The sequence below is a fragment of the Butyrivibrio sp. WCE2006 genome (assembly GCF_000701985.1).
Classification (GTDB): domain Bacteria; phylum Bacillota; class Clostridia; order Lachnospirales; family Lachnospiraceae; genus Butyrivibrio.
In genome coordinates this window covers 1-25,723 of sequence record NZ_JNKH01000028.1, presented here as the reverse complement: position 1 = coordinate 25,723, position 25,723 = coordinate 1, and the positions used below count along the sequence as shown (strand labels likewise).

Here is a 25,723-nt window from a genome sequence, read left to right as displayed (position 1 = left end):
TTCATTATCACTTTTTCAGCTGCGCAAGTCTTTCCTCAACCTGTGCATAAGTCTGCTCATATTTCTTCTGCTTTTCTTTTTCCTCTTCAATCTTTTCAGCAGGAGCTTTTGAAAGGAATTTCTCATTAGTAAGCATATTTTGGGATCTCTTAAGCTCACCCTCAAGGCGCTTCTTTTCCTTTTCAAGTCTCTCTATCTCAGCAGAAATATCTACGAGATCTGAGAAAGGCATATAAATTGTTGCTTCTGCGAGAACCACCGAAACAGCATCCTCAGGAATACCGCTCTTGTCATTCTGACAAACAGATTCTGAAGCGCTACCAAGAGTCTCGAAGAACAGCTTACCTGTACGGAAGATATCGAGAACCTCTTCTTTTTCAGAAACAACGTAAACAAGTGCCTTTCTTGACGGCGCAACATTCATCTGTGTACGTATATTTCTGATGCCTCTTACGGCTTCCTTGATGGTCTCGATTGACTTCTCATCAGCTGCATAATTCCACTCTTCCTTGTACTCAGGCCATGATGAAATCATTATTGATTCTTCTTCGTCCTGAATAGTGCAGAAAATCTCCTCAGTGATATAAGGCATATAAGGATGAAGCAGTTTCAACCCGTTTATAAGTACTGTCTGAAGAGTCCATAACGCTGCATCATGAGATTTTTTATCATCTGAGTTGTACAGACGAGGCTTAACCATCTCAATGTACCAGTCGCAGAATTCCTCCCAGATAAAGTCATAAACCTTCTGAACTGCAATTCCGAGCTCGAACTTATCCATATTCTCAGTAACTTCACGAATAGTGTTATTGAGCTTTGAAAGGATCCAATGATCAACCGGCTCAAGTCCTTCAGGCTGAGGCTGATGAATTGCGCTCTTTTCGCCTTCCGCCATATTCATCATTATGAAACGTGATGCATTCCATACCTTATTAGCAAAGTTACGGCTGTTCTCAACACGCTCGTAGTAGAATCTCATATCATTTCCGGGTGCATTACCTGTAACGATAGTGAGACGAAGTGCATCAGCACCATATTTTTCTATTACTTCAAGAGGATCGATACCATTTCCAAGAGACTTACTCATCTTGCGACCCTGTGAGTCTCTGATAAGTCCATGGAAAAGCACTGTCTTGAAGGGATATGTTCCCATCTGTTCATAACTGGAGAATATCATTCTTATTACCCAGAAGAAGATGATGTCATATCCTGTTACAAGTACATCTGTAGGGAAGAAGTACTTAAGCTCAGGTGTCTGCTCAGGCCATCCCAAAGTTTCAAAAGGCCATAATGCAGATGAGAACCATGTATCAAGAGTGTCTGTCTCCTGCTTGAAGTGAGTGCAGCCACACTTAGGACATACTGTAGGCTCTTCCTTTGCAACAACTGTCTCGCCACAGTCCTCACAGTAATATGCAGGAATTCTGTGTCCCCACCAGAGCTGTCTTGAAATACACCAGTCTCTGATGTTGTCAGTCCAGTTGTAATAGGTCTTTTCCATACGCTGAGGAATAAGCTTGATCTCGCCTTCTTTTACTGCCTTAACAGCAGGCTTAATAAGTTCGTCCATCTTTACGAACCACTGCTTTTTGATCATAGGCTCAACTGTTGTACCACATCTGTCATGAGTACCTACGTTGTGAGTATAATCCTCAATCTTTACAAGAAGGCCAAGCTCCTCAAGTTCCTTAACGATGGCATCGCGGCATTCATAACGATCCATACCCTCGAACTTACCGCCATTTTTATTGATTGTAGCATCATCGTTAAGAATATTTATCTCCTCAAGGTTATGACGCTTTCCAACCTCAAAGTCATTAGGGTCATGAGCAGGTGTAATCTTTACAACACCTGTACCAAATTCCATATCAACATAGCTGTCCTCAACGATAGGAAGCTCTCTGTTAACTATAGGAAGAAGAACCTTCTTACCCTTGAAGCTCTTATATCTGTCATCGTCAGGGTTTACTGCAACTGCTGTATCACCGAGCATTGTCTCGGGACGTGTTGTAGCAAACTCAATGAAATCCGTCTTGCTGACAGTACCATCTTCGTTAATAACAGGATACTTTATGTGCCATAAATGACCTGCCTGCTCCTCGTATTCAACCTCAGCATCTGAGATAGATGTATTACAAACAGGACACCAGTTAACAATTCTGTTTCCTTTATATATGTAGCCTTTTTCATGCATCTTCACAAAGACTTCTGTAACAGCCCTGTTACAGCCTTCATCCATTGTGAAGCGCTCGCGATCCCAGTCACAGGAGCTTCCAAGCTTTTTGAGCTGTGAAACTATAGTTCCACCGTACTCTTTCTTCCACTCCCAGGCTTTCTCAAGGAATTTCTCTCTGCCGAGCTCGTGCTTATCAATGCCCTGCTTTTTCAGTTCATCTGTAATACGAACCTCTGTCGCAATGCTGGCATGATCTGTTCCGGGCTGCCAAAGAGCATTATATCCCTGCATTCTCTTCCATCTGATAAGGATATCCTGAAGAGTCTGGTCAAAGGCATGTCCCATATGGAGCTTACCGGTGATATTCGGCGGAGGGATGACGATTGTGAACGGTTTTTTCGTTTCATCCACTTCTGCATGAAAATACTTATTATCTTCCCATTTCTTATAAAGTCGATCCTCAATTCCCTGGGGATCATATGTCTTAGCCAATTCTTTTCTCATTGTTAATGTCCTCTTACCATAGAATTACATATATTGTAATATGATATTTCAAATCAACTATTCTTGTCAATCTAACAGCCCCTTATTCATCATTAATATAGTAATTTTGTGTTCTTTTGCCATATATGACACAGTTGTCAGTAAGATCAAGTGGTTTACATAGTTTTATTGACCATGTTAGTATCATGTTGTAATTCCGATCACGTTGTGGTTAATATCGTAAACCATTTTCCGTTACCATTTCATGCGTGTCTCAGAAATCATTTTATCCGAATATCCCCAATTTCCACAGAGTTATCCACATGTACACGCGTGTCACTTTTTAATAAAATATGGGTTAAATTGTATAGTTATCAATTATATTTTTCAAACAATTCAAACTATTTATGCATTTTTATGGTTTACATAATATTCTATATATTATGTATTATGTTAACCAATAGCACATTTTGCTTGTCAGAACCCCGTTTTCTTATGATAGTTTCCGCTTATCCACATCCTTCAATCCGCTTCCATAGTGCGTTTACGTCATTTTTGACTCTACTGGTCGATGTTCTTATCATACCTTTCCACTCCCTTGGAAATAGTTCATAATATGATTTTTGCAGAAAACGTTCATCCAACAGAGCAACTATTCCATAATCATTCTCGGTACGTATGACACGCCCTGCTGCCTGTAGAACTTTATTCATTCCGGGATATCTGTAAGCATAGTCAAATCCATCCTCTCCCTGCAGCTCAAAATATTCTTTTATTATTTCTCTTTCATTGCAGACAAGAGGAATTCCGGTTCCAACTATGATCACTCCGATAAGACTATCATTTTTCAGGTCGATTCCTTCGCTGAATATTCCGCCCATCATACAGAAGCCAAGAATACTCTTTGATGGCTCAATCTCTATCTCCATATTAATTACACTGGACAGATCAATATCATTACCTGCTGTGAATCTCCCTATAAATTCTTCCCTCTCTTCTTCGCTCATGATTTCATTCTGAACCAGTATCTCCTGAGCATCCTCATCATAGTATTCCTGTTCAAAAATGTAGCCCACTTCATCCATAAACTGCCTGGACGGGAAGAAAATCAGATAATTCCCATTTTTTCCTTTAACAATGTCATTTATATATTTTGCAATTTTCCTGTACTCTTCTTCTCCTCTTCTTGTATACCTGCTTGTGACATCTCCGGCTATAAGCCTTGCGCATCTTTTGCTGTCAAATACTGAATGTGCATAAATCTCATAATCCTCAGGTTTTCCACCAAGAAGCTTTTTATAATATTGAATTGGAAGCATTGTTGCAGAAAAAAGTATCGATGACTTTGCTCTCGTCATGCAATTCACAAGATTATCCGACGGATCAACACACAGAAGCTTTATTTTAAAATTCTCTTCTTCGTTATTCTCTGCATATATCACATACTTATCGTTTATGAGTTCATATATATTTGCAAATCTGGATATTTCAAAATAAAAATCGAGTATATCATCACGGTACATGCCTTCAGCATGGTCTTCCAGCCAGGATGATATAACAGAAATAATCAGATTGATTTTCTGCATAATCGGAGTAATATCCTCAAGAACTTCAGCAAAATCCCCTTCCTCCATAATATTTTCCATCTCGGAAGAAAGCCCTCTCACCAGGGATGCTATTTTGGGATGAGCCTCAGATATCAGCGCTTCAAATGTTGTAAGCATATCAAGATAGAGCTCTGCGCTGTACATATCTCTACCCCTGTCAAGAAGATTATGTGCCTCGTCAATCAGAAAAATATTATTACCGGCACTTCCTGATGCAAAAAATCTTTTCAGATAAATAAAAGGATCAAAAACATAGTTATAATCGCATATAACCGCATCCGCAAAAAGGCTCATATCAAGAGAAAGTTCAAAAGGACATACCTTGTGCTTCATTGCATACTTAACGATAGCATCTCTGTCAAAGGTGTCGCTCTGTGTAAGAAGCTCATATATACAATCATTAACTCTGTCAAAATGACCTTCCGCGTAAGGACATGCAACGGGATTGCAGTCACATTTATCAATAAAGCAGATTTTTTCTTTTGCCGTAAGCGTCACGGTTTTGTACAACAGTCCCTGGCTCTTTCTCAATAGCTCGAAGGTCTCCTCAGCTACAGTCCTTGTAATAGTCTTTGCTGTTAAATAAAAAATACGCTCTGCCTTCTCCTCACCTATTGCCTTTATTGCAGGAAATACCGTACTGAGAGTCTTACCGGTTCCTGTAGGTGCCTCAAGAAAAAGCTTTCTCCCATGATATATGGTCCTATATACACCTGCTGCCAGCTCCTTTTGCCCCTCTCTGTAGGTGTACGGAAACTGCATTTTATGTATTGAATCATTTCTAAGACTATCCCAGGTTGCCGTAAATTCTGCCCAGCGATGATACATATGGATAAGGTCCTCAAACCATTTGATGATTTCCTCATCCTTATAATCTTCTTCAAAATATTTAATCTCTTCACTGTCAAAATTGCAGTAGGTGATCCTCACACTGATTTTATCAAGACGGCGTTCCTTAGTGATAATGGCCGCATAACACTTTGCCTGTGCCAGATGAACAGGATCAGGGTCCTTTATATTTTTAAGGTCTCTGTAAGTTCCTTTTATTTCATCAACAAGCAAGGGTTTACCTTTTCTCTCCATAACCCCATCTGCTCTGCCATCTATAGTCAATATGTAGTTTTCACTTGGATATGAAAAACTAAGCGGGACTTCCGCCTGATATTCCGATCCCATGCTCTTTTGAATTTTGCGGTGTATCCTGCCGCCCTCCTGCATGGCTGTATCCGGTGCATGATGAATTCTATTGTCCAGATTACCTGACCTAAGAAGAAACTCTACTAAGCTTCTGACTGATATTTTTAATTCTTTCATAGTTTTCTATAATCAAAGAGTCTTATGTTATTTTTTCGCGCATTTGCATTTATGCAACATCTACATTATGCGCCGAGCGCGGTTGCTGAAGGCAACATATTCCTATCGCGCGAGTGCGCATCCATAGCGGAGCGCTTTTTATGATATAGGAATTTCGGAGAAATTTCCTCTCATAAAAACACTCCCCATGACATTATATCATGGGGAGCCCGTGTATCAGATAATTATTTATAACGCTTGGCACATCGTGCCGTTTATTTATAACTCGCTATCGTCTGTTTAGTAATTAGCAAGCAATTGCATGCTGACTAAGATATGATTCAAAATCCTGGTTGAATCCACTATATCTAACTGTAAGTGGACAATCGAAGTTGAGCCCAAAGACACCAAGAATGGACTTAGCATCTACTGTAAAACGATTGTATGAAACGTCAATATCGAAATCGCACTTAGTTGCAGCGTTAACAAAATCCTTTACCTGATTCGGTGTTAATTTGATTATCTTCTTCATTTCCATAGTCTTTTTATCTCCTTACTTTGATGATTATATCTCAAAAATTTGAAAAAATACTGTAGGTTTTCTTATGATTTTCTTAAGATTTTCTTAAAACGATTAAGTTCTATTTATTTAGGCAAGTATCAAACTAATTAAATCATGGTTAACTAGCAATTTATTAATTTTTATTTTAGATTTAAACCAATCTATTTATAATTTATTCAATTTTTTTCTTGCGTGATGAAATAAAAAGCGTTTTAATCATAAATATAATTTTAGAGAGGAGCATTGTTATGGAAAATCTTATTATTCCCAAGGATTATACATCCGCATTAAATCTCCACGACACGCAGGTAGGAATCAAGACAGTTAAGGACTTTTTTCAGAATACCCTTTCCGAGAACCTTAACCTGCTTCGTGTTACAGCGCCTTTATTCGTGGCCCCTGAGTCAGGATTAAATGATAATCTTAATGGTGTTGAACGCCCCGTTGCCTTTGATATTCGTGAAGAGAATGAGCGCCAGGCGGAAATTGTACATTCTCTTGCTAAATGGAAGCGTTATGCGCTTAAAAAGTATGGCTTTAAAACAGGCGAAGGTCTCTATACAGATATGAATGCTATTAGAAGAGATGAGATTCCCGATAACATTCACTCCGTATTTGTAGATCAGTGGGACTGGGAAAAAGCGATCCGTAAGGAAGACCGCAACTTTGATTTTCTTAAGGATACTGTCCGCACTATATATAAGGTACTTAGAAAAACAGAAAAATATATGTCTATTCAGTATGACTATATTGAAGAAATATTGCCCCATGATATTTTCTTTATAACCTCCCAGGAGCTTGAAGATATGTATCCGGGCAAATCTCCCAAGGAACGTGAGTATCTGATCACCAAGGAAAAGGGTGCTGTGTTTATCATGCAGATCGGTGACATTCTCGCTTCAGGAGAAAGACATGACGGTAGAGCTCCGGACTATGATGATTGGGCACTCAACGGTGATATTCTTGTTTATTATCCTGTTCTTGATATTGCTCTTGAGTTATCTTCCATGGGTATCCGTGTTGATGAGGATTCTCTTAAGACTCAGCTTGAAAAAGCAGGCTGCACTGACAGAGCAGAGCTTCCTTTCCAGAAGGCCATTCTTAATAAGGAGCTTCCTTATACCATTGGTGGCGGTATAGGTCAGTCAAGACTCTGCCTTTTCTTCCTCAGAAAAGCACACATCGGCGAAGTACAATGCTCTCTTTGGGATGAAAAATATACAGACTATGCAAGAGAAAATGGTATTCCTCTTTTGTAATTTATAAAAGATGTTTTGACATTAATTTTACTCAAAAACAAGTTGACAACATCTAAAAAATGGCATTAAATAAAGTCGAATGAAATTTAAAATATTATTATAATTATTTTTGCTAGGGGAGCGCTGCTGAGATGATGGTTTTCCATCGACCCTCACTACTTGAACCAGGTAATACTGGCGTAAGGAAGCATTTATCTGATATCACATTGTGATTTTGATGAATCCAAAACCTCCCTGATGCAAAAAAGGGAGGTTTTTATTATGTCACTTTTCTTAACACAGGTAGAAGATACCTACGAAATCACACCGGCTGGTTATGGTCTGTTTGTATTTCTACTGATTGTAGCCCTTGTAGCCGCATGCTTCTTTACCGGAAATGATAAAAAGAATCATTTCTCCGTTAAGCAGCTTGTATTTGCAGCAATGTCAGTAACTCTTGCAATGATAACCTCTATGATCAAGGTATTCGAAATGCCTATGGGTGGTTCCATCACACTCTTCTCAATGTTCTTCATCACATTCATCGGTTATCTTTATGGTCCAAGAGCAGGCCTTACATCCGGAATTGCATACGGTCTTCTGCAGCTTATCATGGGTCCTTACATTATAAGCATTCCTCAGCTTATCTGCGATTACATACTTGCCTTTGGTGCTCTTGGTCTTTCAGGATTCTTCAGTAACTCCAAGCACGGAATGATCAAAGGTTATGTACTTGGTATTGTTGGAAGACTTGCATTCTCCGTACTTTCAGGCGTAATCTTCTTTGGTCAGTACGCTGCAGACTATGGTATGCATCCTTTCACTTACTCTCTTGCATATAATGGTCTTTATATCGGCGCTGAGGGTATCCTTACAATCGTACTTATCAGCATACCCGCAGTTAAAAACGCCTTTAACAAGATCAAATATATGGCAAATGAAAATGATGTCAGAGATAAATTAAAACTCGCATCATAAAGCAATTGTTTCACCAAGGGTGAAGGAGTAGATAATTCTCTCCTTCACCTTTTTTTGTGTAATTCTCTCAAGGGCCTTCTGATAGTAGTCAAGCTGAACCCTGTATTTATCTGCAAGCTCACCTGCAGTCTTTACTTTATCTGTCTTATAGTCAAGAAGGACAATATTATCGCCCTCTTCAAACCATACGTCTATTATTCCCTGAATAAGAACAAGCTCACTCTCAGGAAATTTCGTATTAACTTCATCCGCGTTTATCCCCATCATAAAAGGAGACTCCCTGTGCAGCTTACCAAGCTCCATAGCTCTCTTCATCCTTGAACCGACTTCACTGTTACAAAAGCCAAGAATATCCTCATTGTTTACACTCCTATGGGCACCCTCAGGTATCTTCCCTGCTTCCTCCATTTGCTTTATCCATGAAGTAAGATCTGAAACAGCCTCATCAATATTTGTATCCTCACTGCCATATAAAAGCTCCATGACTCTATGATAAATAGTACCTCTTGCAGCACCGTAGGCCTTTTTCTCAGTGCTGTCAATAAAGCCCGGAACAATCTCTTTTTCAGGAATAAGCTCATAGGCAGGCTCATTCTTTTCCTCAAGCCTTGCCTTTTTAAGCTCTGTAACGGTAGTTTTTACATAAAGATCTTCATAGTCCACAAAGGCATATTTATAACTGAACCTGTTCTCAAATTTCTCAATAAGCTCTTTCTCGGAAGAAGCTGCATTTGAAGTAAGTGCATTGAGTCTTACTTTTGCAGTTACCTCATCAGTTATTTTTTCGGCTGTAAGTTCATCCATTGACACAAGCCTGAACGAGAATGGGACCACATATTCTTCAATCTTATTGCAGTCAACCTCCATCTGCCTGCAAAGTTCTTCAAACCGTGGATGTCTTGCCAATGCCATAAGCACAAGCTCCTGATATGTGCTTGCAGAATTCCTAAGATAATACGGTAAAAGATACGGCTGTTCCGACTCGGCTGCTACCCTGTTCCTATAACTCATCAGCTTTTGCAGCTTACCATTAAACTCACTTTCTGCAACATTCTCTCCTATGTCAGCTTTAACCTGGCCTGTCATAATGAGCTTATCCTTGGCTCTTGTCATGGCAACATAAAGAATACGCATCTCCTCCCCAAGGATATCTGTCTTCATAAGGTCACTCATTACGCTTTTTCTGAGAGTTTTGTATTTTACTCTGTGTTCAAGATCCATTGCATTTGAGCCAATACCCATGTCCACATCAAGGACTACGGACCTATTGGTATCCATATAATTAAACTTCTTGGACATACCTGATAAAAATACAATAGGGAACTCAAGTCCTTTACTCTTATGAATACTCATAATTCTGACTACATCTGCATTTTCATCCATTATATTTGCTTCGCCATAGTCAACCTCATATTTCTCAAGCTGTTCTATGTATCTGACAAAATGGAATACTCCGCTAAAGCTTGTTCTTTCATAGTCCGATGCCTTCTCGCAGAGCATATTAAGGTTTGCAAGGCGCTTGGATCCACCGGGAAGTGAAGCGCAGTATTCCCCATAATGTGTATCATCCAGAATACGCCTTATAAGCTCATTTACGGGAAGATATTCGGCCTTTACCCTATATTCCTCAATAAATGCCACAAAGCTTTGAATTTTGCCGCAGAGCCTGTCATCTATAAGCTCCCGCTCTGAATCATCCAGACACCTTTTAAGGATGCCGTAAAAGCTATTATCTGCAAAAGCATCCTTTTCGACACATCTGTCATATGCTTTGATAAGTGCAAGCTCATCATCGGAAAATCCCCCTATCGCTGAGTGCATAACACTGACAAGTGCCACATCCTGTCTGGGATTATCAAGTATCCGCAAAAAATTCAAAAGTGTCACAACTTCTACGGCTGAAAAGTATCCTGTCCTTGACTCAACATAAGCAGGAATTCCTCTGCTCTCCAGCGTCTTCTTAAATACATCATCCGAACCTTTAGGGCTTCTTAAGAGTATGACGATATCTCCATATCTTACAGGTCTTAGCTGCTTATCCTCACCTGTGACCACACCATCCTTCATAAGCTCGGAAATCCTGGCAGCAATCATTTCTGCCTCAATTTCCTTTGCCTCATCAGAAGATGATGATTTTATATCGGCAAACATGAATTCCGTTGCAAATATTTCTTTCTGATCCTCATTTGGCTCCGGAAACTCCCCACCGGTTACAAGTCTGGCATCCTCGTTATAGCTTACTCCTCCAAGGTCCTCACCCATTATCTGTTCGAAAATGTAATTTACGCCGTCAAGGACCTCACTTCTGCTTCTAAAATTATTATGCAGGGATATTTTTCGTTTATCATCACCCTCATTCCAGGAGTAATCCTTCATTTTCTTCATGAAAATATCAGGTCTTGCCAGTCTGAATTTATAGATACTCTGCTTTACATCTCCCACCATGAATCTGTTATAGATGCCATCTGATTCACCTGAAACAGCAGATAATAGTATCTCCTGAACCATGTTTGAATCCTGATACTCATCAATCATCACTTCTTCATAGTAGTCACGATACTGTTTTGCACCGCCTTTAAGTATTATCTCAAGAGCAAGATGCTCCATATCGCCAAAATCGATGATACCCTTCTCGCGCTTTTTTTCATCGAATTTCTCTTTGAAGCTTATGGCCAGCTCTGCCAGAGTCTTCACGGGTTTGCTGGCAAGCTCCATATGACTGCAGATAGTTTTCTTATCCTCAGCAAAGTATTGCGATGCAAGCTTTCCAAGAAGCTTCTTTGACTTGTCCCTTAGATCTTTTGCCAGCTCACGCTTGTCTGTATTTACAGATTCATCCTTCTTACTTGGAAGTCTTTTAAAATTAATCCCTAATACTGCAGCTCTCAGATCATCAAAACTCTTATCCTTATAATTCTGCAGCCCCTGTATCTGATCCAGTTCTTCCTCAAGCAAATCCCCATAAAAATACGGGCCATCGGGTTCATTAGCGATTGCAAGGGATTTGGAAGTGTATTCCACACATTCTTCGATGGCATTTGCAAACTGTTCCTTTGCCTTCCTGACAAATTCTGCCTCCTCAAAGCTCTCAGCATCTATAAGATAATCGTCAGCACGCTGTGAAAGCCATTCCTCAGGAAATGGCATACTCATGGCGTATCCATAAAGCTTTAAGATATATTCCTCCACATCTCTGTCGCTGCTGCCTGTAGCGAAATACTCCATACAATTAGTAAAATCCGGATCACCCTCTTCATATTTTTCTTCCAGAAGTTCTTCGAGCACATCCGCCTTAAGAAGCCTCATCTCTCCCTCATCTCCAACTCTGTAGGAAGGGTCAAGGTCTATGTCATTAAAATTATTCTTAATAATATATTGGCAAAAAGAATCTATGGTGGTTATCTGCGCACCATGAACAAGAGTCTCCTGCCTTTGGAGATGTGTATTAGTCGGATCCTCTGCCAGCTTTTTCTGTATTGCCTGCAGAATCTTCTCCTTCATCTGCGCTGCTGCTGCCTTCGTAAAGGTAACCACAAGAAGCTTGTCTATATCTATAGGATTATCCCCGGTGATACGCTGAATTATGCGCTCAACCAGTACTGTGGTCTTTCCTGAGCCGGCTGCCGCAGATACCAATACATTTGAATTCCTTGCATCTATTACTGATTGTTGTTCAGTGGTAAAACCCATCTTTATATCCTCATCTTAGTGTTTTGTCCGGATGACAATTTGTCTAATTACTTGTTTGATTCTCAATATACGTAGCCATCTTCAATCGCCATAGCAATCTTCAATCGCTGTAGCCATCTTCAATCGCCGCAAAATTCCGCTTTAATTATCCTGCTTTATAAGACTTAAAATCTCATCATCCTTCATGGCCGGAAGCTTCCTCTTTGAATATCCCGGAACAGACTCATCATAGCCGCAGATTGATTTAAACCTGCAGAATTCACAAGCTGTCCTTTCCTTCATTTCATAGGGGTTAACCTCAATGTCTCCCTTCATTATCTTCTGTCCGCTTCTCTTAATGAGCTTTGTAACGTAATTCGATACTTCTTCAAAGTCTTCAGCAGGCATTACATCCGAAGCACTCTTAAAAGCACCATCCTTCTTAAATGCCACAGATATTACGTCTGATGCCTCACCGGCCTCCTTGTCGATAAGATCAACAATATGCCGATCCTCCTGCACAAGACCTCGCATACACAAAGCTTTGCGTATTCTTGCATTTATATCCTCATCCGTATTATCTTTTTCCACATCATCTCCATCAAGAACCGGATCAGTCAGATGGTAGTACAGGACTGCCGCAGGAACTATCTCCTTCCCGGCGCTCTCTGCCTCTGCCATTCCTCTTGCTACATTCATGTACATGACAAGCTGAAGCTGCAGACCATAATATAATGCGCAAAGGTCAAATTTCTTATTGCCGGATTTAAAATCTATTACCTTCAGGTAGACATGATCCGCATCCTCGTAGGTATCAATCCTGTCTATACGGCCTGTGAGCCTCATCTTCTGGAGTATTCTTCCCTTTTCATCCTCTGTAAGACTAATATTTATGGCATCGATCTCACCTGCTTCATCAAAAGAGGTCTCCATGCTCTTAGGTGTGAAATATCCCTTATTCAACTGATACTGCAGAGTATCAATACTTCTCAGAAGTATCCTCTTTATCCTCTGCATCAGGAATTCATTGCGCTTACTGCTCTCTAATATATTGCCGTTATAACCTGTCGTAAAATCCTTCAGTGCTTCATCTAAAAGTCTCTCACCCTGCTCCCTGTCAAAGTCATTCCAGGTAAGATTCTCCTCTTTAAGCTTTTTGGAGAAGACCTCCAAAGCGCCGTGAAAAACAGTACCAAGATCGGAGGAATCAAAAGAAAACTCCTCTCTCTCATCCAGCTTTAGTCCATACTGAAGGAAATGAGCATAGGAGCATTGAGCATATTTCTCAAGTCTCGATACCGAATTTCTCAGATAGTTACTGTACAAAAGAGCCGCTATACTCTCAGAAAGCGCCTTGTGCTCATAGTCAAAGCCTGCTGCCTCAACCATCTTAGTAAGTCTTCCCAGTTCATCCTCTGAGCCGCATTCCCGAAGTGAATGATAGAGTGCCGTAAATGCTCTCTCTTCCGCATCATCCATATAGCCTCTGGAATATTCCTGAATATGAGCCGCCACAAAGTCCATGGCATTTCTCTCAGTTTGCAGAATGCCGCTTTGCACGCTCCTGTCATAGCGCTCATAAGTAACATCCGGGAACAGAGCTTTTATCTTCCCGATAAGATATGCAGGTCTGATACTCTTGCCGTCATTATCAATGTGAGCATAAGACAGATAGAGCTTATCCGAAGGCTTCGTCAGATTCATATAAAGATACAGTCGCTGGATATACATTTGCTGTCTGGGGGTGGGGGCCAGCTCTATATCCGTAAGCGAATCCGAAAGAAACTGTCTCTCAATGTCGGAAATGATACCACCTGTCCCTGCGGACTTGGGAATAAGATCATCATTTACTCCCAGGAAGAAGAGCGTCTTTACCTCTGTAAGTCTCGTTCTCTCGATATCTCCGACCACAATGCGGTCTACGCTCTGAGGTATTGTACCAATCTCGATATCGCCAAAGCCCACATCAAGTATCTCTGCATATTCCTTCCAGGTCAGCTTCTCATCACCCATAAGGGCAGTAACCTGCTCCAAAAGTGATATGACCCTGCGGAAAATGACATCATATTCCTTGGCCCTTATTGCGTCACTCTGCTCCTTAAATATCTTCTCAAACTCAGTTATCTTATCCTGAGCATTTATTCCGACAAGGAAACCATAAAGAGCTTTGGAATAATCCAGCACTGTTCCTCCCTCTGCCTCAAATAGCGGAGCAAGCGAGTTTACAGTCTTTTCTCTGAGTCCATTTATTTCATCAAGGTACTGTTTTTTCTGCTCTTCAAATATAACATTCTCGCTGTCCTTTAATCCGGACACTTCAGGTTTCCTCATTATTTTTGAGGGAATCATACTAAAGGCACTCTCCCAGCCCTTCCTTCCGCGGATACCGAGTGCTCTCACATAGTTCTCCAGCTTATCTGCTTCCTCTCCGGATAGCGGTGCAAGTCCGCTTCTTAGATAATGGAAAACAGCTTCATAACTATAACGTGTTGTCACCACAAGAAGCGCACTTCTTATGGCTTCTATCAGTGGATTAAGCTTTATTTTTCCATTCTGATCAAGATAAACCGGTATATCATATTTTTCCGCCTCAGTCGTAACTGCAGCAGCATACCTGTCCAGGCTTCCGCAGACTATAGCAAAATCCCTGTATAACGTCCCTTCATTTTTACGGATAAGACTGCGGATTTTTGAAAATACAAACTGCACTTCCTCTGTGACATTATCGGCTTCCAGAATCCTTATTCTCTCACATGCTTCCTTTGTTTCACCGCCATTATCTTTACCGGCTGAATATTTCTCATTCCCATATCTGAAAAGATGTTTTTCCAAAAACGCCAGCTCAGGATTAGCGGCATGCCTTCCAAATTCTCCATTTATCAGCACTTTTGCATGATTATTGCTGTAATACTCTGCCCACCTGTCAAAATCCGGCACCATTGCAGGATCAACACTTTTTTCATTTTCGTATTCAATGCAAAGAAGATCATGAACAGTTTTCCTAGTGAGTAGAAAAAGATCCTGCTCCGCACTTTTATCATAAGCAAATGGATCCTCACCCTGTCCTATGGTACAGGTAAAAATGACCTCAGATGCAGACTTAAGAAGCTCTTTAATGACCTTATACTGTACAGGAGTAAAGCCCGTAAAGCCATCAAAAGCAATAACACTGTCCGCAATCAGTTTTGAAGAGGGAACCGCTCTGCACAGAACCTCCATCAGTTCCTCCTGCGCGATATAATTCCCTTTAATATATTTTTTAAACTCTGAATAAAGAAGCTGAAGATCCCTCAGCTTAGACTTAAGCGCACCCTTATTCCCGCAGGCATCTATGATCTCGTCCATCATGTCAGGCTCAATGCTATACTGCATGAATTCAGAAATTGTGGACTTAACCTCATCAATGTAGCCCATTTTGTGCATACTTCCGCCAATTACAGGGAGCTTCTCCTTATTTTCCTCGGCAACATGGCGAAGCACAAGGCTCTTACCCATATCGTCCAAAACCTTATCGTGCTCTTCTCCCACTTCCTCGAAGATACGATGAGCAAGGCGCGAAAAACTTATGGCATCAATATTCATAATGCCATGCCTGGGGTGCTGTTTTACAATATCAAGCTGTGTCTGCATGGTAAACTGATCAGGCACAACAAGCAGAAAATTCCTCTCCGGCTCATTTATACTTCTTTCTATTATCTCCTGTCTTATCTGATAACTTTTACCTGATCCCGATGGTCCAAAAACAAAACGCAGCATAGTTGTTTCCTCCGTAATTTAATCATTTTTAGTATACTCTCTTAGGTGTCCTAAATCTAGGACAGCAAAATATCTCACGTTACTATTCACAGTTTTCAAGATATAGTATCTTTCACATAAAGAAATTTCAGTTGCTTCGAAATGCCTAAAACAATGAAAGGTCTTAAAGTTTATAGTCTTTTTAATACCATAAGACAATCTATTGTTTTATAATATAATAGACACACGTAAATACGTTTGGGCAGAGGCCATGAATAATCAATCAAAGGTAAGAGATATCCTAATCCTTTCGGTGCTGTTGATTTTTTCTATCATAGCTCTCTTGGCACTTGAAAGTGATCTTTTTACAATAAGACCTTCAAGTCATTTTTACCAGCTTGATTCAGGGTGGTCTGTTCAGTATGGAGAAAAGAAATATGAGAACGTGACCCTTGTTGACTTTGACATAACTGATTCCGTAAAGGGCGACACTGTTTCTTTTACCAGGACTATCCCACCTACCGAACTCAAGTCCCCTGCTATTATGTTTAAAAGCAGATTTTGCGTAGTTGATGTTTATAAAGATGGTGAGCTTATCTACTCCTATGGCCGGTCCGGGTATGAACGCGGGACGTATATAGAAAAAAAATACAATATGGTTTCTCTTGGTGAATGCTCAACTGAGCATGAACTGACTATTACTTTTCTGATAACTGAAGATCATGAGGTAAAGAACTTTTTCCCCGTTCGTTTTGGAACAACAAAAGAATTGATAACATATTTCTTTCAAAACAGTAGGCTTTCGATGTTTGTGGGGGGCTTTTTCTACATATATGCTTTTGTTTTATCGGCACTTGGTCTGTACATGCTTTTTTGCGGCAAATTCTTTCCATCTGTATTTCTTAGCGCAATGTTATCCCTTCTTTTGGGAACTTATACCTTTACCTATAACGATATTTTGTTCTTTGTAAGTGATAAAGAGAGACTTTTCTCTGACCTTGAATATCTTTCTTTGTATCTTTTACCTCTTGCTGTTCTTATCCTTTTGCATTCTACGCATCCCAATATTGCAAAAAACATACAGAAAGTTCTTGCTATAGTTAATGTTTCCTTTCCTGTTATTTTTTCCATATGCCATTATTCCGGACTTATCAATTTCACTCATTTTGTGACCTTTTTTCAAATTATACTTGCGGTTGAAAATGTCATATTCCTTCCTTCTCTTATAGAGGGCCTCGGAAAGGAGTATAAAAGGCATAAAGAGTCGGATGTTTATATTGGATTTTCAGCGGATAATTACCTTGTTCTGGGTTATATACTCCTACAGGTATTTTTATTCCTGGAGATAGTAAAATTCAACTTTACAAGAAACAATACCGATATCGGATCGAATTTCTACTCCAGGATACATTTGCTGGATTTTGGACTTTTGGACTTTATGATATGTCTTTTTGTCTATTATTTCTTAAGCAGCATTGAACAAATGAATGCCAGCAGGGTAAAAGAGGAATTGGAAGGACTTGCATTTACAGATGCACTTACAGGGCTTATGAACAGAGCAAAATGCACTCAGTATTCCTATGCGATAAATAAGCCCTATGCTGTGGTCATTTTGGATCTTGACAGGTTAAAAAAGGTAAATGATGCTTATGGCCACCTTGAGGGTGACAAAATGATAAAAGCGTTTGCAGTACTTTTGAAAAAAGCTTTTGCGGATGCGGACCTTATCGGAAGAACGGGCGGCGATGAATTTATGGTTATCTACGAAAAACCTAAAGAGGGAGTATGTCAAACATGCATAGATTATCTGCAGCTCCTGGTAGATGAGTACAACGAGAATGAAGGAAAAAATGAGATGTTTTCTGTATCTTTTTCTGCGGGGCATGCATATAGCAACGAGATAGAGGAAGATGATTTCAAGTTTGCGTATTATCTGGCTGATAGCAGAATGTACAAAATGAAGGAGACCCATCATGCTTAAGAAGGCCCTTTATTCATTTATAGCCTTTATAGCATTTATTCTGATGCTCATGGCAGCGCAAGCCATTCTAAAACCTGAAGGAGCTGACAGAGTAGAAGTTTTACGGAATGGATGGTATGTTCGCTATAATCAAACTGAGTATGACAATGTAAAGCTTTCTGATCTTAGAAGGCTTATTGGTAACGGAACATTTAGAGGCGACCGGGTTATACTGACCAAGCCAGATGTTGATTTCACAGGGTTATCTGATCCTGCCCTAATGATAGAACCCAATTTCAGCGCCTATATAGTCAGTATAGACGAACTGGAAATAGAGCATAAGTTCCTGGATAATTTTGAAAAAAATGAGTTTGTCGGCAGTGAAAGGAATTTTGTTATCCTTCCAAAAAAGTCAGGGAAACACGAAATTACCATAGAACTGTTTGTGGGTGAAGATGGTGCCTATAATTTCTATGATGCTCCGATTTTTGGAGAATATACTGATCTTTTTAGGTTTGGCATCTATAACAATATGTTCATATTCACAATTTCTGCCTTTCTGATAATCTTTGGCTTTATGTTTTTCTTAATTGCTCTTGGCTTTGAGAGCAACTTTCCGGAGATCAGAATGCAGATGTTTTCGGCACTTTTATTCATTGATCTGGGAGTATGGTTCCTTACTCAGTTCAAGCTTCTTGATCTTTTTATAGAAATAGGAAATCGGCAATCAGAGGCTGAATATATTTCTCTTTATCTTATAGTGCCACTCATGTACATGGTCATGGGCAGCATGAGAAACTATCTAAAGAAAAAGAGTTTTCTGGTTTTCGCTACTATAGGAACCTTGTTGTCATTTCTTCCTATTATCCTTCATTACACAGGACAAATGCATATTAATCAGCTTCTGTGGCTGTATCAGTTAAATGCACTTACATTGATCATTTTTATGTTCGTAATGCTTTTTGGAGATGCCAAGAACAGGAGTATCCCTCCGTCACAGAGAGTACAGCTTGTGGGGCAGGCCATTTTGGGAGCCACCTTTATTATAAATGTATTTTTCTATTACCTTGAGGTGGCCGGAATAATGGAGCAGATCATGCTCTCCAAGAAGATAGTTCCTCTTGGAGCACTTTGCATGGTCTTTGCAACCCTGGTCAATTACTATATCTATATTTCCGCATCTATTGCCAGAAAAAAAGAGTACCAGTCCCTTACACACTATGCCTATGCAGATGGCCTTACAGATATCCCTAACAGAGCAAGACTTGATAAATACATAGCTGATATCATCAAAAAGAATATTGATTTTTGTGTTATCAGCATTGACCTAAATGGGCTTAAGACTATTAATGATATCCAGGGGCATCTTATGGGAGATAAATACATAAGGGAATTTGCCGGCGTTTTAGAAGAATGTGTTGCGAACAGGGGATTTATTGCAAGATGCGGCGGTGATGAATTTATTGCTGTTCTTAGTGGGAATAATCTCGAACAAGCAGAAATAGTGATAGAGGAAATAAAAGCTGCACTTGATAAACTTAACCGGGAGGACCCTGAGCTTAATCGAAGCGCAGCTTTTGGCTATGCATACAGGCATGAAACCGATGGCAATAGTTGGAATGATATCTTTTTTCTTGCAGATGAGAGAATGTACAAAAACAAAGCTTTCATCAAAGGGAAGTAATCGTGTTTTTTGCGGCAGTCTCGTTGCTTAATAATTATTCGTATTAATGATGGAAGAATCTCATTCCTGTAAATGCCATAACCATATCGTGGTCATTAGCAGCCTGAATTACATTATCATCTCTTACAGAACCACCAGGCTGTGCTACATATTTTACACCACTCTTGGCAGCTCTTTCGATGTTATCGCCGAAGGGGAAGAATGCATCTGAACCAAGGGCAACATCTGTATTCTTATCAAGCCATGCTCTCTTGTCAGCATCTGTGAATACTTCAGGCTTAACCTTGAAAAGGTTCTGCCACTTTCCATCAGCAAGCACATCCATGTAATCAACACCGATATAAAGGTCGATTGCATTGTCTCTGTCTGCGCGGCGGATATTATCAAGGAAAGGAAGCTCCAATACCTGGGGTGACTGTCTGAGGAACCAGTTGTCAGCCTTAGAACCTGCAAGTCTTGTGCAATGAATTCTTGACTGCTGGCCTGCACCTATTCCGATTGCCTGTCCACCCTTAACATAGCATACAGAGTTTGACTGAGTATATTTCAAAGTAATAAGTGAGATCAGAAGATCCTTCTTTGCAGCATCAGGAAGATCCTTGTTGTTTGTAACAATGTTCTGAAGCATGTTGTCATCGATAACAATATCGTTATGTCCCTGCTCGAATGTAATTCCGAACACCTGCTTTTTCTCAAGAGCTGCAGGCTTGTAGGAAGGATCAATCTTTATTACGGCATAGTTACCGTTCTTCTTTGCCTTAAGGATTTCAAGTGCCTCATCTGTGTAATCAGGAGCGATGATTCCGTCTGAAACCTCTCTCTTAATAAGACGCGCTGTATCCTCATCACAGTTGTCTGAAAGTGAGATAAAATCACCAAAGGATGACATTCTGTCAGCGCCTCTTGCCCTTGCGTAAGCACTTGCCATAGGTGAAAGATCTCCAAGATCCTCAACCCAATAGATCTTCTTTTCAATGTCTGTAAGCGGAAGACCTATAGCTGCACCTGCAGGTGAAACATGCTTAAAAGATGTAGCAGCAGGCATTCCGGTAGCAGCCTTTAATTCTGATACAAGCTGCCAGCCGTTGAAAGCATCAAGAAGGTTGATATATCCCGGCTTTCCGTTTAAAACCTCTATAGGTAAATCTGAGCCATCTTCCATGAATACTCTTGAGGGCTTCTGATTAGGATTGCATCCATATTTAAGTGCTAATTCTTTCATTATATTCTCTCCTTAACCTTCATAGGTTTTTTCAAAATTATCTTAAATTATTTAACGTTCTTGTTCACAATACGTGTCTCATATTTTCCTGTCTCAATATCGATGAAACGTGTAAAAAGTGATACCTTGTTGTCTGCGTTTAAGTTTTCCCAGATCATGTTTGTAAACTCATCGATATTTCCTGAGATTTCAACCTCTGTAGGCTCTCCCTCATAGCTGGGAAGCGGATTGCCATCACCCATGTATGTGTGGATAAAATAGCCTTTTCCTGCCTTAGGATTCTCATAAGTATATGTAAATCTGAGGCATGTTGAAGGATCATTATGATCACTCTTAAGGATTGACATTGAGATGTCATATTTTCCATCATCGATATGCATAAGTCCTGAAATTCTGGGGGTATAATTAGGTGCATCAGGCTCAAACTCTCTTGTTCTTAAAGATTCCTCAAAAGACTGTCCTGCTTCCATAAGATCATAGATAGTATCTGTCTGGTCACCATTTGTAACTATTGTATACTCACCTCTTACCCGAACAGGTGCATATATTATAAGGCTAGGATCTTCAAGCTTTGCGGGATCAAATGCCTCTGTGCGGATGCCTTCGCCCTCTGTAACAAAAACTCTGTTTCTGCTGTTCTCACTTCTTCCCATGATGAAATATGCTGTTACCGCATACTTTCCGTCTGCGCTTGTTCCGATAACAATTCCTCTTCCCGGATAAGCATTTGAACTAAGTTCATTCTTTAAATTTACCATTTTGACTCCTTTCATCATCGACGTTTAGATTGTAAATATGCAAAAACCGCCTGGACATACCATTATCTAAACGGCTGCCCAGGCGGTCGACAAATCAATATAAGCTGCACTTCCTCGTGGTAACCCACTTATCCGCCAGTCATGCAACAACAATACTTTAAACTAAAACTTTCAGAATTTCAATTAGTGTTTTTTAACAAATTTCATCTGTCAGTTACTGTTCACACCTTACGGTGCTCACAGCAACTGGATTTGCCCATTCCAGTTGCCTTCGGCAAAGGGGCAAATCCTATATTCAAGACGTAGAACATTCTCACGCTCAGCGCAGCAAGTGCGCAGAGCTGTCTGAACAGTAACGATTATACTTCTCTGTAGTCACCGTCTACTACATCATCGTTTGAGCCTGCGTCTGTGCTCTGAGCACCTGCTCCGCCCATGTTCATGTCGGGGCCTGCCTGCTGACCAGCTGCACCCTGTGCGCTCTCATAAACCTTTGCGAACAGTGCCTGTGCATCTGTCATGAGCTTTTCCTTCTGGCTCTTGATTGTATCGATCTCGCTGTCAGTAAGCTCACGATCCTTAGTCTGCTCAAGTGTATCCTTAAGAGCCTTAAGATCAGCTTCTACTGTCTGTTTCTGAGAAGGATCGATCTTATCGCCTACTTCCTGAATAGCCTTCTCTGTCTGGAATACGAATGAGTCAGCTTCGTTGCGGGCATCAATGCCTTCCTTACGCTTCTTATCCTGAGCCTCATACTCCTGAGCTTCCTTGATAGCCTTATCGATATCCTCGTCAGACATGTTGGAACCTGCAGTAATTGTGATGTGCTGCTCCTTACCTGTTCCAAGATCCTTAGCTGATACGTTAACGATACCGTTTGCATCAATATCGAATGTAACCTCGATCTGAGGGATTCCTCTCATTGCCGGAGGTATTCCATCAAGACGGAACTGTCCAAGTGACTTATTATCCTTAGCGAACTGTCTCTCACCCTGAAGAACGTTGATATCAACTGCTGTCTGGTTATCAGCTGCTGTTGAGAATACCTGGCTCTTCTTTGTAGGAATTGTTGTGTTACGCTCGATAAGTCTTGTAGCTACACCACCCATGGTCTCGATTGAAAGTGAAAGAGGTGTTACATCAAGAAGAAGGATATCGCCTGCACCCTCATCACCTGCAAGCTTACCACCCTGGATACCTGCACCTATAGCTACGCACTCATCAGGGTTGAGGTTCTTTGAAGGCTCATGTCCTGTAAGCTGTTTAACCTTCTCAACAACACAGGGAACACGTGTTGAACCACCAACAAGAAGGACCTTGCCAAGGTCTGAATAATTAAGACCAGCATCCTTCATAGCGTTCTGAACAGGGATAGCACTTCTCTCTACAAGATCATGGATAAGTTCTTCAAACTTAGCTCTTGTAAGATCCATATCAAAATGCTTAGGACCTTCTGCTGTAGCAGTGATGAAAGGAAGGTTGATGTTTGTTGTTGTTGAAGCAGAAAGCTCTTTCTTAGCCTTCTCTGCAGCTTCCTTAAGTCTCTGCATAGCCATCTTATCGCCTGAGAGGTCTACGCCCTCTTTAGCCTTAAATTCTGAAACCATCCAGTCGATGATCTTCTGGTCGAAGTCATCACCACCAAGATGTGTATCACCGTTTGTAGAAAGAACTTCGATGACACCATCACCAATCTCAATGATTGATACATCGAATGTACCACCACCAAGGTCGTAAACCATGATCTTCTGCTCTTTCTCGTTATCAAGACCATAAGCAAGAGCTGCTGCTGTAGGCTCGTTGATGATACGCTTTACTTCAAGACCTGCAATCTTACCTGCATCCTTTGTAGCCTGACGCTGTGCATCATTGAAATATGCAGGAACTGTGATTACTGCCTCTGATACTGATTCGCCGAGATACTGTTCTGCGTCTGATTTCAGCTTCTGAAGAATCATAGCTGAAATCTGCTGGGGTGAATACTTCTTGCCATCAATTGTACGGCCATTATCTGTACCCATATCTCTCTTGATAGATGATATTGTATTCTCAGCATTTGTTACAGCCTGACGCTTAGCAGGCTCACCTACAAGACGCTCGCCATTCTTTGTAAAAGCTACGATTGAAGGTGTTGTTCTTGCACCTTCTGCATTAGCTATAACTGTGGGCTTACCACCTTCCATAACAGCTACGCAGCTGTTAGTTGTTCCTAAATCGATACCTATGATCTTACTCATTTTATTTTCCTCCGTATGAATAATTTACATAATCAATTGCTATACGGATTGCTTCGATATGCTCCCGCAATCCTACAACTATTCGGAATCCGCATTAACATGCTACTTCCTCATTTTGTAACTATGAATTCCTATATCAATCATTTTGCAACGGCTACCATGCTGTGTCTGAGCACCGTGTCGTGATACATATAACCCTTCTGAAGCTCCTGGGCTACGAATCCTTCCTCATATTCTTCGCTGTCAACCTGCATTACTGCGTTGTGGAAATTAGGATCAAATTCCTTTCCGACAGCCTCTATGGGAGTTACACCAAGATCCTCCATCTGCTTCATGAGCTGCTTGTAAATCATGTTCATTCCATCAGCAAAAGCGGAACCCTTCTCTTCTTCGGGAACAGCAGCCAGTCCCCTTTCGAAGTTGTCTACAACGGGCAGAATCTTTTCAAGTACATTAGCTGCACCATTGTCAAACATCTGCGCCTTTTCCTTATCTGTTCTCTTACGGAAGTTTTCAAACTCCGCAAGCTGACGCATATATTTATCCTGCATCTCTTCAAATTTCTCTTTGAAGGGGTTCTTCTTTTCCTTTTTACCGAATATGCTCTTCTTCTCGCCTTCAGCATTTTCTGCTGCTTTATCAGTATTCTCAGCATTTGTTCCGGCAGTTTCATTCTCAGCAGCTTCTGCTTCTTCCTCAGCAGCTTCTGCTTCTTCCTCAGCGGCTTCTGCTACTTTATTAGCTGCATCAGCAACCTCTTTTGCCTTCTCAGCAACTTCCTGCTGAAGCTCCTTTGCTGTTTTCTTTCCGGACTCTGTGTTAACGTCCTTCTCTACTTCCTTACTCACTTAAAACACTCCTTATGGTTCTATTCTTTTTTATATAAATCATCCAGAGCTCTCATCATGTTTTTAAGTGCTCCGACAACTTTGTCATAATCCATTCGCTTGGGTCCGATGATACCCACCGTACCTCGCATGCCTTCACCCAGATCATATGTCGCTGTGACGACGCTGCAATCCTTCATGGACTGTACGGGTGATTCATTTCCTATATAAACCTGAATTCCTGTCTCTTCTGTGCTGGACTGAAGAGTACTCTCAACAAAGCTTGTAAGATCACTCTTATCCTCAAATGTGGTAATAAGATCGCTGGCCTTCTCCTTATCAGCAAGCTCAGGATATCGGAAAATGTTATTAGCTCCGCTTGTATATATCTGCAGGTCTTCATCTTCTGTAATTGCCTCAGCAGCGGCATCGATTATCTTACCTATGATATCGCTGTGGATTCCGGCCTCCTGCTTCATTGCCGTTATCAGTCCAAGGTTGATATCCTCTACCGACAATCCCGCAAGTCTTGTGTTTAACAGGATGTTAAGCTTTAGAATGTCTGCCTCTGAAAGTTCCTGAAAGCTCTCAACCATGCGGTTCTTGATCATGTTACCTTCTATAACAATAGTTGTAAGCAGATGCTCTTCATCAACTCTTGATATCTGTACAAATTTCAGCTTATTCCTTCTGATCATCGGAGCCGAGATCATTGAAGCATAATTGGTATCAATTGCAAGTGTCCTTGCTACCTGCTTAAGGAGCTTCTCAAGCTTCTCTTCTTTATCAAGAAGCATCTCCTTCATGTTCTCAACTTCCTGTTCCTTTTCAGCAAGCATCTCGTCTACATAAACACGATATCCCTGATCTGAAGGAATTCTACCGGCAGATGTATGTGGCTGTACTATAAGCCCCATCTCCTCAAGATCTGCCATCTCATTCCTAATAGTGGCTGAACTAAGATTCAAGTCTGTATATTTAGAAATGGTTCTGCTTCCTACAGGCTCACCGGTCTCGAGGTAATTACGGACGATTGCATGCAGTATTTTCTTTTTTCTGTCATCCAGTTGCATCCATTCACCTCTTTCTTTTTATGTTAGCACTCATTAGGGTTGAGTGCTAACATCTTCTGAGAATAAGTTACCACTATAAATTAGGTATGTCAAGAACAAAGAGTCACTTTGTGACTCTTTATACGTTGGTGCGCGCAAGCTTTAGCTTGCAAAATTCATCTGCGCACCAGTCGCATCCATAGCGGAGCGCTTTTTATTCAATAGGAAATCCGAAGGAATTT

Annotated in this window: 14 protein-coding genes and 2 riboswitches; of the genes, 4 read left to right on the top strand and 10 right to left on the bottom strand. The window is 40.7% G+C overall.

All coding sequences use genetic code 11. The annotated features are described in order from the left end of the window. Positions 1-7 precede the first annotated feature (7 nt). The 3 genes from T501_RS14320 to T501_RS14310 all read right to left on the bottom strand — a co-directional run bounded on the left by T501_RS14320 (position 8) and on the right by T501_RS14310 (position 6,097). The gene (locus T501_RS14320; RefSeq protein WP_026512117.1) at positions 8-2,680 is read right to left on the bottom strand and encodes a valine--tRNA ligase; all 2,673 of its coding nucleotides are present in this window, start codon (positions 2,678-2,680) and stop codon (positions 8-10) included. A gap of 488 nt (positions 2,681-3,168) precedes the next feature. After that, positions 3,169-5,580, bottom strand: a complete 2,412-nt coding sequence (locus T501_RS14315) for a helicase C-terminal domain-containing protein (RefSeq protein ID WP_044915547.1) — start codon at positions 5,578-5,580, stop codon at positions 3,169-3,171. 286 nt (positions 5,581-5,866) lie between these two features. Continuing rightward, on the bottom strand, positions 5,867-6,097 hold the full coding sequence (locus T501_RS14310) for an HPr family phosphocarrier protein (protein WP_026512118.1): 231 nt from the start codon (positions 6,095-6,097) through the stop codon (positions 5,867-5,869). A 272-nt stretch (positions 6,098-6,369) separates the two neighbouring features. Between T501_RS14310 and asnA the strand changes: the two genes are divergently transcribed. Further along, the gene (gene asnA, locus T501_RS14305) at positions 6,370-7,380 is read left to right on the top strand and encodes an aspartate--ammonia ligase (protein ID WP_026512119.1); all 1,011 of its coding nucleotides are present in this window, start codon (positions 6,370-6,372) and stop codon (positions 7,378-7,380) included. Positions 7,381-7,484: 104 nt separating this feature from the next. Next, positions 7,485-7,583: riboswitch (TPP riboswitch) on the top strand. Between the two features lie 58 nt (positions 7,584-7,641). Continuing rightward, on the top strand, positions 7,642-8,337 hold the full coding sequence (locus T501_RS14300; protein WP_044915546.1) for an energy-coupled thiamine transporter ThiT: 696 nt from the start codon (positions 7,642-7,644) through the stop codon (positions 8,335-8,337). Here T501_RS14300 and addA read toward each other — a convergent pair. Together addA and T501_RS14290 are read right to left on the bottom strand one after the other, a co-directional pair. Next, positions 8,332-12,027 (bottom strand): helicase-exonuclease AddAB subunit AddA, encoded by a 3,696-nt coding sequence (addA, locus tag T501_RS14295; RefSeq protein ID WP_044915545.1) that lies wholly within the window; start codon positions 12,025-12,027, stop codon positions 8,332-8,334. The two genes, T501_RS14300 and addA, sit on opposite strands and share 6 nt — an antisense overlap. 141 nt (positions 12,028-12,168) lie before the next feature. Continuing rightward, positions 12,169-15,762, bottom strand: a complete 3,594-nt coding sequence (locus T501_RS14290) for a PD-(D/E)XK nuclease family protein (RefSeq protein ID WP_044915544.1) — start codon at positions 15,760-15,762, stop codon at positions 12,169-12,171. Positions 15,763-16,012: 250 nt separating this feature from the next. On the opposite strand from T501_RS14290, the gene T501_RS14285 reads away from it, so the two are divergent. Together T501_RS14285 and T501_RS14280 are read left to right on the top strand one after the other, a co-directional pair. Continuing rightward, positions 16,013-17,722 (top strand): GGDEF domain-containing protein, encoded by a 1,710-nt coding sequence (locus tag T501_RS14285; protein WP_044915543.1) that lies wholly within the window; start codon positions 16,013-16,015, stop codon positions 17,720-17,722. Further along, the gene (locus tag T501_RS14280) at positions 17,715-19,385 is read left to right on the top strand and encodes a GGDEF domain-containing protein (RefSeq protein WP_044915542.1); all 1,671 of its coding nucleotides are present in this window, start codon (positions 17,715-17,717) and stop codon (positions 19,383-19,385) included. The genes T501_RS14285 and T501_RS14280 overlap by 8 nt, the downstream gene beginning before the upstream one ends. A 43-nt stretch (positions 19,386-19,428) precedes the next feature. Here T501_RS14280 and T501_RS14275 read toward each other — a convergent pair whose 3' ends face one another. The 5 genes from T501_RS14275 to hrcA all read right to left on the bottom strand — a co-directional run bounded on the left by T501_RS14275 (position 19,429) and on the right by hrcA (position 25,502). Next, positions 19,429-20,607 carry a phosphoribosylaminoimidazolecarboxamide formyltransferase gene (locus tag T501_RS14275; RefSeq protein WP_044915541.1) on the bottom strand — a complete coding sequence of 393 codons (1,179 nt, stop codon included), beginning with the start codon at positions 20,605-20,607 and terminating at the stop codon, positions 19,429-19,431. Between the two features lie 47 nt (positions 20,608-20,654). Continuing rightward, positions 20,655-21,365, bottom strand: a complete 711-nt coding sequence (locus T501_RS14270) for an IMP cyclohydrolase (RefSeq protein ID WP_242845536.1) — start codon at positions 21,363-21,365, stop codon at positions 20,655-20,657. 69 nt (positions 21,366-21,434) lie between these two features. Continuing rightward, a riboswitch (ZMP/ZTP riboswitch) is annotated at positions 21,435-21,518 on the bottom strand. Positions 21,519-21,724: 206 nt separating this feature from the next. Next, positions 21,725-23,602: a molecular chaperone DnaK gene (gene dnaK / locus T501_RS14265; RefSeq protein WP_044915077.1), complete on the bottom strand. Its 1,878-nt coding sequence runs from the start codon at positions 23,600-23,602 to the stop codon at positions 21,725-21,727. Between the two features lie 140 nt (positions 23,603-23,742). Further along, entirely contained in the window at positions 23,743-24,450 is a 708-nt protein-coding gene (gene grpE / locus T501_RS14260) for a nucleotide exchange factor GrpE (protein WP_026509599.1), read from the bottom strand. 20 nt (positions 24,451-24,470) lie between these two features. After that, entirely contained in the window at positions 24,471-25,502 is a 1,032-nt protein-coding gene (gene hrcA, locus T501_RS14255; protein WP_044915075.1) for a heat-inducible transcriptional repressor HrcA, read from the bottom strand. Positions 25,503-25,723: the final 221 nt, after the last annotated feature.

Excerpts from the sequence above, each read along its gene's own strand:
- dnaK (WP_044915077.1), bottom strand. The coding sequence starts at position 23,602 with ATGAGTAAGATCATAGGTATCGATTTAGGAACAACTAACAGCTGCGTA.
- T501_RS14280 (WP_044915542.1), top strand. The coding sequence starts at position 17,715 with ATGCTTAAGAAGGCCCTTTATTCATTTATAGCCTTTATAGCATTTATT.
- T501_RS14315 (WP_044915547.1), bottom strand. The coding sequence starts at position 5,580 with ATGAAAGAATTAAAAATATCAGTCAGAAGCTTAGTAGAGTTTCTTCTT.
- T501_RS14310 (WP_026512118.1), bottom strand. The coding sequence starts at position 6,097 with ATGGAAATGAAGAAGATAATCAAATTAACACCGAATCAGGTAAAGGAT.
- T501_RS14300 (WP_044915546.1), top strand. The coding sequence starts at position 7,642 with ATGTCACTTTTCTTAACACAGGTAGAAGATACCTACGAAATCACACCG.
- T501_RS14290 (WP_044915544.1), bottom strand. The coding sequence starts at position 15,762 with ATGCTGCGTTTTGTTTTTGGACCATCGGGATCAGGTAAAAGTTATCAG.
- T501_RS14270 (WP_242845536.1), bottom strand. The coding sequence starts at position 21,365 with ATGGTAAATTTAAAGAATGAACTTAGTTCAAATGCTTATCCGGGAAGA.
- hrcA (WP_044915075.1), bottom strand. The coding sequence starts at position 25,502 with ATGCAACTGGATGACAGAAAAAAGAAAATACTGCATGCAATCGTCCGT.
- addA (WP_044915545.1), bottom strand. The coding sequence starts at position 12,027 with ATGGGTTTTACCACTGAACAACAATCAGTAATAGATGCAAGGAATTCA.
- T501_RS14320 (WP_026512117.1), bottom strand. The coding sequence starts at position 2,680 with ATGAGAAAAGAATTGGCTAAGACATATGATCCCCAGGGAATTGAGGAT.
- asnA (WP_026512119.1), top strand. The coding sequence starts at position 6,370 with ATGGAAAATCTTATTATTCCCAAGGATTATACATCCGCATTAAATCTC.
- T501_RS14285 (WP_044915543.1), top strand. The coding sequence starts at position 16,013 with ATGAATAATCAATCAAAGGTAAGAGATATCCTAATCCTTTCGGTGCTG.
- T501_RS14275 (WP_044915541.1), bottom strand. The coding sequence starts at position 20,607 with ATGAAAGAATTAGCACTTAAATATGGATGCAATCCTAATCAGAAGCCC.